Here is an 11,872-nt window from a genome sequence, read left to right on the forward strand (position 1 = left end):
AGAGAAGCCGAACGGATCGACCATATTCTTTGCAGAAATTTGTCATGTATTTGCCACGCCACAGGTTGCGGGCAAGAAAACGGCCTCCGAGCGCCAGACAAGATGTACGCGCAGCTCAGCAAAGTCCTTTTCGTGCTCCTCATCATGCACTCTTGCACGACGGGGATGCGTTTTACCGTCACGCTCGACGCGCTCGCGCACGAAGCGAGCTCGTTCGAAGTGGGCGCCATGCTCGCAAGCGTGTCGCTCTTTCCCGCGTTCTGCGCGATTGCCGCCGGCCGCTGGCTTGATCGCTCGGGACCGAGACCGCCGCTCTACCTCGCGATCCTCTGCGCAGCGGGTGCGGGCGGCGCAACGCTTCTTTTTCCAACCGCTTCGGCGGGCCTCGCGCCGCTCTTTGCAGCGTGCCTTATGGTCGGGCTTGCGTTCCTTTTGACGAATACGGTCGTGCAGCGCCTCACGGGCGACGTAGCCACGCCGAAGACGCGCGCCTTTGCTTTTACGCTGCTCTCCATCGTGACGGCCTCAAGCGGCCTTCTCACGCCGATCATTACGGGGTACCTCGTCGAACATTTCGGCTTTTCGAGCTTTTACGTCTGGGTCGCGTTCGCGCCGCTTGCCGTCGGCGCGCTCACGTTCCTGCCCTTTATGCGCAAGGTGCTTCCGGCAACAGGAAGCGGCCGCGGGGCGACGGGTTCTCGCCCGAAGCGCACGACAGATTTTTTCAAAGACCCGGCGATGCGTGCCGTGCTCGGCGCCTCGGTCGTCGTCTCCGTCGCCTGGGAAGTCGGCAACCTCCTCATTCCCGTCTATTGCACGTCGGTGAAGTGCACGCCCTCGGAGATCGGTTGGATTCTCGGGAGCTTCTCCGCAGCAAGTTTTGCCGTTCGGCTTCTGATGCCCGTTCTCATGCGTCACATGAACGAGTGGCACATGATTGCGCTCACGCTCCTTTTGAGCGCCGCGTCCTTCACGCTCTTCCCGTTCTTTGAGAACACGCTCGCGCTCATGACCTGCGCTTTCATCCTGGGGCTCGGACTCGGGGCGTCGCTGCCCAACATGATGTCGCTCGTCTACCGACTCTCCCCAAAGGGCCGCGTCGGCGAAGCGATCGGACTTCGCCTCATGATGATCAACGCGAGCAAAGCGACCTTCCCGGTCGCAATGGGCGCCCTGGGTGCGGTGATCGGTGCTGGCGCTTCGCTCTGGGGACTCGCGGTTTTCGTTTTCCTCGGCTTTGGCTACGCGCTTCGAAGTGCACCCGTCGTCATCGGCGCGACCGAAGCGCTGCACGAAAAAGAAGACTGATTCAGCGGCGGCAGCCGAGCGCATTCGGCTTTGTGCGAAGCTTGACGCCCGTCGGGTCAAGACCTACGTCTTTTGACTTAAGGACGAAGCGGAGTCTCGTCCCTATACTTTGAGCGCGAACCGATTTGCCCGAGGACTTCCGACTGGTTTAGCCCCGGGCATTTCTTTCGAAGAATCCTCAAATCAACCTGCACAGAAAGACTTGCGGGCGGCACCGCCACAGGGTCCCTACCGCCCTTGAGCACCCCGTCAGTCGTCTGCGCCCACGAGAAATAGAAACGCATGTACGACCCGAAATCCCGACGCGCCGAAGAGTTCATCTGCCACGAAGAAATCGAATCGACGCTCGCTTGGGCGGAAGTCCATAAGCGAGACCGCGCGCTCATCGATCCGCTGTTAGAGAAGGCCGCAGCCGCCAAAGGCCTCACGCACCGAGAAGCGGCGCTCCTCCTTGCCTGCGATCTCCCTGACGTGAACGAAAAAATCTTCGAAATTGCCAAGCAGGTGAAGGAACACATCTACGGCTCGCGCATCGTGCTCTTTGCGCCGCTCTATCTCTCAAACCACTGCGTGAACACCTGCACCTATTGCCCCTATCACGCCAAGAACAAGGAGATCGTACGCAAGAAGCTCACGCAGGAAGAGATTCGTCGAGAAGTCATTGCACTCCAGGATCTCGGGCACAAGCGTCTGCTCCTTGAAGCGGGCGAGCACCCGAAGCACAACCCGATCGAATACATTCTCGAATCGATCAAGACGATCTACTCGATCAAGCACAAGAACGGCGAGATCCGACGTCTCAATGTCAACATCGCGGCGACGACCGTCGAAAATTACCGCAAGCTCCACGAAGCACAGATCGGCACCTATCAGCTCTTCCAGGAAACGTACAACAAGGCAGCCTACACGGAACTGCACCCGAAGGGCCCGAAGGCAGACTACGCCTATCACACCGAAGCGCACGACCGTGCCATGGAGGGCGGCATCGACGACGTGGGCTTGGGCGTACTTTTCGGGCTCAACCTCTACCGCTACGACTTTGTCGGCCTTCTGATGCACGCCGAGCACCTTGAAGCCGTCTGGGGCGTGGGCCCGCACACGATCTCGGTGCCGCGCATCTGCCCGGCCGACGACATTGACCCGGCGACCTTCTCGAATGCCGTGCCCGACGACGTGTTCCTGAAGGTGGTGGCGCTCATCCGCCTCGCCGTCCCGTACACGGGCATGATCATGTCGACGCGCGAAAGCGCGCGCATCCGTACGGAAGCGCTCAAGCTCGGCATCTCGCAGATCTCGGGCGGCTCGCGCACGTCCGTGGGCGGCTACACGATCAAGGACGTGAACGAAATCGAAAACACCGCACAGTTTGAAACGAGCGACCGACGCTCGCTCGACGAGGTTGTGCGCTGGCTCCTCGAGAACCACTACCTGCCTTCTTTCTGCACGGCCTGCTACCGCGCGGGCCGCACGGGTGACCGCTTCATGGAGTTCGCCAAAAACGGTGCCATCGCCGACTACTGCCAGGCGAACGCGCTTCTCACGATGAAGGAATACCTTTGCGACTACGCGAGCGCGCAAACGCGTGAAACCGGCGAAAAGGTAATCAAGCTCGAAATCCCGAAGGTGAAGAACGAAAAGTTCCGCGCGGCAAGCGAAAAGCGGCTCGAACGAATCGCTGAAGGCGAGCGCGACTTCCGCTTCTAAAAACCTTTTATCGCGCAGTTCTTCGCGAAGCGCCGAAGACGGTCCGCCAGAGGACGTCTTCGACGAGCGGAACGAAAACGGCTCCGAAGGCGCTTGCCCGAGGAGCCGTTTGTGTTTGAAGCTGCGCGCCGCTTATGACTGCGTCAGACGCTTCACGGCAGCTGCTGCCGTCTCGGACTTTGCGCCGCCCGCACCTTCGACGATCTTCATCGCCGAAGCGATCATGCCGGCCATGTCGCCCATGTTGCCGGGCACGATGAGCGTGTTGCCTTCCTTGGCGAGCGCTTCAAAAGCGGCGACATACTTCTCGGCCACCTGCAGATTCACCGCCGTCATGCCGCCCGCTTCCTGCGTTGCGGCGGCGATGCGCCGCAGCGCCTCGGCCGTTGCCGTTGCAATCGCAACGGTCGCCGCAGCCTGACCTTCCGCCTTGTTGATTTCGGCCTGCTTTTCGCCTTCGGACTGTGCAATCGCGGCTTCACGGGCGCCGGTTGCGAGGTTGATCTGCTCGAGCTTCTTGCCTTCGGAAGCCGCCACCACAGCGCGCTTTTCGCGTTCGGCCGTGATCTGCTGCTGCATCGCCTGCAAAATGACGGCGGGCGGCGTCAGGTCCTTGATTTCATAGCGAAGGACCTTGACGCCCCAGTTGAGCGCCGCCTCGTCGATCGAACTCACGACGGACTTATTGATGAGATCGCGCTCTTCAAAGGTTTTGTCGAGCTCCATCTTGCCGATCACGCTTCTGAGCGTCGTCTGCGCGAGCTGCGTAATGGCGATCACATAGTTGGAGGTGCCGTAGCTTGCGCGCTGCGGATCGGTCACCTGAAAGAAGAGCACGCCGTCGACCGTGAGCTGCGTGTTGTCGCGCGTAATGCAGACCTGGCTCGGCGTATCGAGCGGAATTTCCTTGAGCGAATGCCGATAGGCCACGCGATCAATGAAGGGGATAATGAAGTTGAGGCCGGGACTCAGCACTGCATGGAACTTGCCCAAGCGCTCCACCACCCACGCCGTTTGCTGCGGCACCACCTTGATCGACTGGCTCGCGAAGATCACGGCTACAACAAGAAGGACGAGGGTAAAGACAAGAAAGCCGCTGATTTCAAAGAGCACGATTTTCCCCCTTTTTTATTGACGAACTGGGCTTTATTACACCGAGCGTGCGCTGCCGCGCGCTCAGCGAACGAATTGGCCGAGCACGAGCTGCACGCCGTCGACGCGCTCGATCGTCCAGAAGCCGGGGCAAAGCGCCTCGCCGCCCGGACGCGCAATCCAGGGAGCGCCGCGGTACTGCACCACTGCAAGCCCGTCGGAGCCGACCGATTCGACGCGAACGAGGTTGCCCTCGTCAATGCGCTGCAGGCGGTCGGCAGAGTCGGCATTGCCCGCACGCGCTGCGCGCATGCGCCGAATGAGTACCGACAACACGACGATCACAACGGCGCAGACGGCAAACTGCACGGCGAGCGAACCGCCGAAAAACGACACGGCGCCGCCCGCCGCCGCGCCGATCGCGACCGCGATGAGGTAGATCGTGCCGACGAACATCTCAACACCCGCCATCACGAGCGCCGCGACGAACCAAAGAACCGTTGCGGAGAGCATTTCCATGGCTTGCGTCTTCCTTCTCACTAGAGAGAGCAGCGCGCATGAATCCAAAGTCCGACCTTGGCGCGGCTCTACTGATCGTTTGCGGCGAACGCTTGCGAAACCTCAACGGCATCACCGCGTCCGAGCCTTTGAATTCAGTGTAGCAGAGCGCCGTTGAGGCGCTGCGATTCGTTTCACACAAACTGGCGGCGGATTTGTAGACGTTTGTTTTTCGCGAACGCGTCCAACAAAAACGAGGCCTTCCTCAAAAGAGAAAGACCTCGCTGAAACCTTCTTGCAGCGGTACAGTTCTGCACCGCTGCATCAGATCAACCAACGCAGGGATTACTTGATCTTGTAGTTGAAGGCGCTCTCGACCGAGATCGGCATGGCCTGATAGCCCATCGCGTCGTTGATGCGGATTTCGACGGCAGGCGTCGTCTTGCCCCAGTCGAATTCCATGATGTACGGATGCGCGGAAGCAGCCTTGGCGTTCCCGGCCTTGTCCTTCGACGGGGCCGCACCCATGCCGGCCGTCGCCGAGTAGACCATGATCGAATCCTTGTCGTCCATGTACTTCGTGAGCGAGGTCACAGGGCTATACCACTCGTTGCCGCGGTCCTTGCCGTATTCCCAGACCTGCTGGACCGTCATCTTCTTCTGGTCAACCTTGTAAACCACAGCGCGGCTGTACTTCATATCGGGCAGCGGCGGCTGTTCAAGCCCGCGGCCGTCACCGTTGTCAAAGACGGTGAGGAAGAGCACGTCCTTGTCGGTCTTCGAGTCGATGATCCAGCCCGTGTGCTGCGTCCACGTCCAGTCAAAGCCGCCTTCGCACTGATTGTCCGCGCACTTCAAGGGCTTGCCGTCCTTATCCACAGGCGTGAGGACCTTGTCCTTGAACTGATCCTTCCAGCCGGTGGGCGTACCGAGGATCCACTTCACCTTCTTGTCGCGGCCGATCTTGATGACGGAGGACTGGTGGCGGGAAGAGATCACGATCGAATCGTCGTTCGGGTCGTAGTCGACGGAGTTGACGTGCGCCCAGTTGCGGCCCGGACCGACGCCGGCGATGTCGCCGAACGTATCGGAGGCTTCCTGCTTGGCCAGGTCTTCCGCCGACAGGGTCTTGCCGGCCTGCGAAGCGTCGATGTTGAGGCACACGGCGCCCTGGTCGAGCGTCTTGATCACGTTGTCGCGATACGGGTCGAGAATGTCGAAGAGACGGAATTCATCGACGGCGCGGCCGTTTTCATCCACTTCGGCGATGACGTCGCGGACCGTGTGCACGCGCTTGTTGTCGGCGCGGCGCAGGTCGGCCGATGCCGCACGGATGAAGTAGTGGCCGTTCTGCGCGCGGTCAAGGGCGTGCGAGAAGTCGGAGTAGTTCGCGGGCAGGCGACGATTGAAGACTTCGCGGCCCATCAGGTCGTACTTGACATAGCGCTGACCGTAGCCCCAGGTGAGGAGCCCGTCGGCACCCTGCTGGAAGCCCATCATGATGCCGGACTTGTAGATCGATTCCGGATCGTACATGTCGAGGTTCGGCAGCAGATACCAGCGCACTTCACCCTTCGTGTCGACGATGCCGTTCTGCGGACCGTAGCTCCATTCGAGCGCGCCGCCCGTCGGATTGTTCCAAACCGCGCGGCTCGCCTTCGGGGGCTTCGGCACGAGGTTGTTGACGAGGTAGAGGCGGTCGCCGTACTTCTTGTCGACGTGCTTGACGTCGACGTCAAGGAATGCGCTCTTCGTATTCACGGAGCCGTTCATTTCCATGTACACGGGCGCCGTGCGAATCGTGTAGGTTTCCTTGAACTGTTCCTTTTTGCCCTGGAAGATGCGCGTGTAGCTCACTTCAACCTGGTTGGCATAGTCCGGGTAGAGACCGAAAACCGGAATGCCGGCGTGCGTCTTCAGTTCGGCGTTGTTGACGTCGTAGGCGATTTCCTGGCCGCCCTTCTTCGGAACAACGCGCACGTGCGCATCTTCGATCACGTAGCCGCCGTTGCGGATGACGGCGGTCAAAGGCGCGATGTTGTAGGGATTGACGATCACTTCGCCGATCTTGCCCTGCACTTCGACCTGAACGGTCGGGCCCGAAGCACCGCCCGAAGCGAGCGCAGCACCCATCATGAGAGAAGCGGCAAGCGCGGCAGCGGTCGGAACGAGTTTGAGTTTCATAGCGATTCCTCTTTGAATCCGTTGGAAAGAAGCTGACGTGAAGTTTAGAAATCACTTCAATTCCAAACAATGGATTCAAACACCATCGCTGTTTCGCAAATCGGAACGACCTTTTGACGCCCTCGCTCCCCACCTCGGAAGATCCCTCAGTTTTTCAGTAAACGGCACTTCGTACAAGCGCAAAGCGCAAGCGTCAAACGCTTGCGCTTTGCTTCTTCTTGTGCTCCGAGCCGCCCGGATCGGGTGACAAACACTCTTTATCGGGCTACTTCGGCAGGGTGAACTTACTTCGACGTTGCTGCGCCGATACCCGCAATGCGGCCGAACGAAAGCGCATCGGGAATGGCGTTGGCGCCGACACGGTTCTTGCCATGGATGCCGCCCGTCACTTCACCCGCGGCCCAGAGACCCTCGATCACATTGCCCTTCTTGTCGAGCACCTGCGCCTTGGTGTTGATCTGGATGCCGCCCATCGTGTGGTGTACGGCCGCTGAACGACGAACCGCATAGTACGGACCTTTGTCGAGATAGACGTCTTCCATGAAGGCGGCACGCCCGAACTGCGGGTCCTTCTGCGTACGGCACATTTCACGCCATTCGTCAACGGTCTTCTTGAGTGCCGCCGGATCGCAGCCGATGAAAGGCGCAAGACCTTCGATCGTGTCGGACTTGGCAATCTTGCCCTGCTTGATCAGGTCTTCGACCTTGAGGCCGTACTTGTTGAGACCGTTCTTATCGATATTGGCATTCGCTTCGGTCGTGATCCAGCAGAAGTCGCCGCCCGGCTGCTTCAGGATAGCCTTCACGAGATTGTCTCGGCGCTCGAGTTCGTTCACAAAGCGCTTGCCTTCGCGATTGACGTACATGCTCGTGCCCTGACCGACCAAGGTGGAGGTGACGCCCGTGTCCGCATCGGCCACAAGCAGCTGAATGAATTCCATGCCGACCAAATTCGCGCCGACCTTTTCGGCCATCACGATGCCGTCGCCCGTAATCGCAGGCGAATTCGTTGTCGGGAACTTCGAATCGAGAAGCCCGTTCCAGAGCTTGTCGTACTTCATGCGCATCTCGACATTGGCACCGAACCCGCCCGAAGCGATGACGACGCCCTTCGTTGCATCGATCTTGATCGTGTTGCCGTCCGCATCCACGGCCGTCACGCCCGCAACACGTGCGCCTTCCATGACAAGTTCGTTGGCGCGCGTCTGCATGAGGTATTCGACCGGATAGTGCTTGTCGGCAATCGTCTTTTCATAGGTCTGCACGAAGCCGAAGCCCGACTTGTAGTTCGCCGCATCATGCGAACGCGGCCAGAGCGCGCCCACGTACTGCGAAGCGTAGTCGTGCCAGTCAAAGCCCATTTCAGCAAGGTGCTTCGCGGTGCCCGGCGCGAGCTTGCAGAGCTCATAAACGAGCGTGAGGTCGGCAGCGTAGTCACCCGACTTAAAGGTCTGCACGGCGTGGTATTCGGGCGAATCGAAGACACCCTGCGCGCCAGACTTCTCGTACGCCTCGAACTGCTTGCGCACTTCGTCAAGCAGTTTCTTGTGAAGTTCGTTCTTTGGCGTTTCGGCGACCATGTCGCGAACGATCTTCTTTTGCGCCTCGGTCATTTTGAGCTTGCCTTCGAGGACCGGATCCGCGTAGTTGTAGCCGCCGCCGGCGCGCATCGTGTTGCCGCCGAGCGCAGCTGTCTTTTCAATCACGATGACAGTCGCATTGTTTTCCGCGGCACCCACTGCAGCTGAAAGCCCGGCGCCGCCGCCGCCGATCACGACGACGTCGGCCTTCTTATGGATAACTTTGCCGGGTGTCTTCTTGACGGGAAGCATGAGCGCCGCCACATCAAGTCCGGCCTGCTTGGCGCAGTCCTGAGCAGCCGCAAGAACGGCCTTGGAAGAATAGGTTGCGCCCGTGAGCGTATCGACGCCGAGCGACTGATGTTCAACGATCTGCTCGGGAATGATGCGAAGCGCAGAGTCGGCAATACCGACGGTTTCCTTGTTTTCACCTACCTTAAGCGCGGCAATTTTGCCGGCGGCATCGACCGTCATCGTCACGGTCACCGGGCCGTTGTGGCCCTGTGCCGTTGCCGTGTACGTACCCGCCTTGGCTGCAAGAGCGCTCCCCGCTGAAAGACAGAGTGCAGCGGAAACGGCTGCCGCAAGAAGCGTGTGCTTTGTGTTCCGGTTCGTCATTGTTTCCTCCTTTGCAAACAATGCTTTTCCACGATCATTCCTCAAGCATTCTGACGGACGAAACACCAATGGAAAAGAGCCAGTTTGATTCGGAAAATAGGTCCAGATGGATGACTTTGCCCGAAACGGAAAGCGACACATGCAGGCGTTAGCAAAAACACCACCCGAGAAGACCCGAGGCGCTCGGCTTCGTTCGTCCCAAAAGCGCACGCGCGCCGAGGCGATTGCCGCAGAACTATTCCGCCGTCTGCAGGCGGACGCCTATCGAGACGGGCGCCTGCCTTCGCAGCGTCAGCTCGCCGAAAGCTTCGGCGTTTCTCGCGGCACCGTCGCCCGAGCGCTTGAGTATCTCGAGCGCAACGGCTGGATCGCCACGAGCGCGCGGCGTCGCCCGGTCCTCACGCCGCCCGAGCGTGTGTTTTCCGGCAAATTGAACGGTTTTCTCGACGCGAGTCACTTTCGGCCGCCGCTCGTCAATGCGGCGTTCGACCGAAAAGACCGAAGAAACGGCGAGAGCACGTCGGTGATCGACCTCTCGGTGCTTTGCCACGAACATTGGGACGAGCACATCAACTTTGACATCGAGTCCGAAGCCGTCGAACGCGCCTTGGGCCGGTTTGCCCGCGGCGAAACGGACATCTACCGCACAACGGGGATACCGGCGCTCAAAGCGGCGATTTGCCGATATCTCGCACCTTACGGCATCGTTGCCAAGCCGAGCGAAATTGCCGTCATCTCGCGCCGTCTTCAGGCTTATCGTCTCGTCGCGGAAGTGCTTTTGGGGCACGGCGCCGAAATGTGGTTCCCGGAGCTCTCGCTCGTTCGTCACTACGGCATCGCCGAACGACACACAACTCGCCGCAGACTCCTCGAAATGGATGCCGACGGACAAATCGACTTTGAAGCGATGTATTTCTCCAAACGCCGAAAAGTCGTTTTCCTCGAGCCCTCGCGTCAGAAACCGACGGGCGCGAGCATTCCGGAGGTTGAACGTCGCGAGCTTGTCGAAGTCGCACGCGGCAACAACACCTTCATTTTTGAGGATGCCTATTGCGAACTTCTCGACGAAACACATCTGCCTTCACTTGCGAGCTTCGATCCGGAAAAGAAGGCTGTCATTCACCTCGGCGCCATCCCGACGTGGCTCACGCCCGTCGCGGGCATCTCGTTCATCGTCGCCCACGAACGCATCATCAACCTGCTTCGCGCATCGGCCCGACGCGACTACCTCAATCCGGAATTTCTGACGCAGCTCGCCGCGCTCGAAATCCTGGAGTCACACGCAATCGACGAAATGCTCGAACGCTTCAACGCCTTTCACCGGGCGCGTCGTACCTTCGTGCAATCGGTGCTCGAACAGCAGATCGGCGGCTTCGCCCGCTGGGAGCTCCCGGGAAGCTTCGGCTGCATCTGGGTGGAACTGCCCGATCACGACATCGACAAGCTTTACCGCGCCAGGAAAACCGTCGATTTTCAACCCGGCTGGTTTTTCGGCGAACCTGCAAAATCGAGCCGGCACGTACTGCTGCGCTACACGCTCCCGGCAGCCGACTTCGCCGAAGGTGTCGCACGCTTTGCCGAGCTCTGCCGCCCGAGGGCGTAGTACCGCTCGGAAACCTTTCGTTGCAAGCAGCCCGAAAAGTTCGAAAAAGCTTTACGCAGATTTTCCGAAAGCTTGCAGTTGCGGTGAATTCGTGTGCTTATACTTTTCCCAAGTACTGAACAATTGTTCAGAAAGCATTCAAACGCACACGATGCGAACGGAGGAGAAGAACCATGTTGACGCGACGCAGCGTGCTTTTCGGCGCGGCAGCCTTTGCTCTCGGCGGTTTTTCAGCGATTCCCGCCTACGCCAATTCAAGCGACCTTTTGAACGATATTTTGATCGGCATCACCGACGCAGTCACGCGCAACTACATCCGCGAACACTGGCGCGAAGGCCGTTGGGACGGCCATTACTGGTGGCACAGCGGCAACCGCTATTCGATGGACGAGTACCGCCATTTCCTGAGCGCCCGCGCCCGGCCGACACCCCCGCCGCCCCCGCAGCCGCAGCCGCGTCCCCCGCGCGAACCGCGCCGCCCCGAACCCGCGCCGGTTCGACCCGGCCAGGGCCCGTCGCCCTTCCCGCAAGGACGTCCTCCGCACGAAGGCGGCAAACTTAACCGTCCCATAACGCCGCAGCATCCCATCGGCGGTATGCACGGCCCGGGTGGTCCCGGCGGTCCGCGTTGATCGGACAAACCAATCGTTGCGCCTCACGCCAAGGCGCATTCAGCAGCAAGAGTCAGCTTTAGGACTGCGGCATCAACGCAGTCCTTCTTTTTTTGCGATTCCCGCGAATACAAAGCCAGTGACCACCAGTTAACGGAAAATCGACTCCAATTCATGCAGAAAACGTTCGCCCGCCTCGAACGATTTATGCCTTTTTCACATATCGCCCCTGAAATTTCCGCAAAAACAAATAAATCGTGCAAGCGTTTGGCAAAAACCGTCAATGACCGCAAAAGCAAAACCGTCATGATGTTTTCAACGAGGAAGGCACCGCTTCCCCGTCCCAATAAACATCCCATCGAAGGAGATTCCTGCTGCTTTTGATATTTCGTTTATTTGTAAATAAAATTGCTCATTATGAGCAAGATATATCGTATTAGTGAATTTGCAAAACGTATCGGCCGATCTCCTTCAACTGTCCGTCGATGGGAGACAGAAGGCAAGATACGGGCAAAAAGGCTGGCATCGGGACATCGCTATTTTGACGAATCCGATGTCAGAAAAATCTTCGGTCTGGAACCCGAAAAGAAGCTGACAATCGTTTACTGCCGTGTCAGTAGTGCGGCTCAGAAGAACGACTTGAAGTCGCAGCTGGCTGCGATGCAGGCGTTTTG

At 59.2% G+C, this 11,872-nt stretch carries 10 protein-coding genes; 6 read left to right on the forward strand and 4 right to left on the reverse strand.

The genetic code is table 11. The features are described 5' to 3' along the window. Positions 1 to 102: 102 nt before the first annotated feature. Both H6A60_RS09450 and hydG read left to right on the forward strand, forming a co-directional pair. Positions 103 to 1,308: an MFS transporter gene (locus H6A60_RS09450; RefSeq protein ID WP_205103910.1), complete on the forward strand. Its 1,206-nt coding sequence runs from the start codon at positions 103 to 105 to the stop codon at positions 1,306 to 1,308. A 282-nt stretch (positions 1,309 to 1,590) separates the two neighbouring features. After that, on the forward strand, positions 1,591 to 3,012 hold the full coding sequence (gene hydG, locus H6A60_RS09455; RefSeq protein ID WP_205103912.1) for a [FeFe] hydrogenase H-cluster radical SAM maturase HydG: 1,422 nt from the start codon (positions 1,591 to 1,593) through the stop codon (positions 3,010 to 3,012). A gap of 132 nt (positions 3,013 to 3,144) precedes the next feature. On the opposite strand, the gene H6A60_RS09460 is transcribed toward hydG, so the two are convergent. From H6A60_RS09460 to H6A60_RS09475, 4 genes are all read right to left on the reverse strand, one after another. Beyond that, positions 3,145 to 4,125, reverse strand: coding sequence for an SPFH domain-containing protein (locus H6A60_RS09460; RefSeq protein ID WP_205103914.1), 981 nt, complete (start codon positions 4,123 to 4,125; stop codon positions 3,145 to 3,147). A 63-nt stretch (positions 4,126 to 4,188) separates the two neighbouring features. Beyond that, a complete protein-coding gene (locus H6A60_RS09465; RefSeq protein WP_205103917.1) occupies positions 4,189 to 4,623 on the reverse strand; it encodes an NfeD family protein in 435 nt (144 codons plus the stop codon). Positions 4,624 to 4,947: 324 nt separating this feature from the next. After that, positions 4,948 to 6,786 (reverse strand): aryl-sulfate sulfotransferase, encoded by a 1,839-nt coding sequence (locus tag H6A60_RS09470; protein ID WP_205103919.1) that lies wholly within the window; start codon positions 6,784 to 6,786, stop codon positions 4,948 to 4,950. Between the two features lie 284 nt (positions 6,787 to 7,070). Continuing rightward, positions 7,071 to 8,984, reverse strand: coding sequence for a flavocytochrome c (locus H6A60_RS09475; protein ID WP_205103921.1), 1,914 nt, complete (start codon positions 8,982 to 8,984; stop codon positions 7,071 to 7,073). A 139-nt stretch (positions 8,985 to 9,123) separates the two neighbouring features. Here H6A60_RS09475 and H6A60_RS09480 point away from each other — a divergent pair, with 139 nt between their 5' ends. The 4 genes from H6A60_RS09480 to H6A60_RS09495 all read left to right on the forward strand — a co-directional run. Then, positions 9,124 to 10,587 carry an aminotransferase-like domain-containing protein gene (locus H6A60_RS09480; RefSeq protein WP_205103923.1) on the forward strand — a complete coding sequence of 488 codons (1,464 nt, stop codon included), beginning with the start codon at positions 9,124 to 9,126 and terminating at the stop codon, positions 10,585 to 10,587. Between the two features lie 173 nt (positions 10,588 to 10,760). Then, positions 10,761 to 11,219: a hypothetical protein gene (locus H6A60_RS09485; protein WP_205103925.1), complete on the forward strand. Its 459-nt coding sequence runs from the start codon at positions 10,761 to 10,763 to the stop codon at positions 11,217 to 11,219. A gap of 153 nt (positions 11,220 to 11,372) precedes the next feature. Then, entirely contained in the window at positions 11,373 to 11,582 is a 210-nt protein-coding gene (locus tag H6A60_RS09490; protein ID WP_205103927.1) for a hypothetical protein, read from the forward strand. Positions 11,583 to 11,615: 33 nt separating this feature from the next. Then, a partial coding sequence (locus tag H6A60_RS09495; RefSeq protein ID WP_205103854.1) for a MerR family transcriptional regulator occupies positions 11,616 to 11,872 on the forward strand: 257 nt, incomplete at its 3' end.

Origin of the sequence: Sutterella massiliensis (assembly GCF_016899755.1) — a bacterium.
Lineage (GTDB): Bacteria > Pseudomonadota > Gammaproteobacteria > Burkholderiales > Burkholderiaceae_F > Sutterella > Sutterella massiliensis.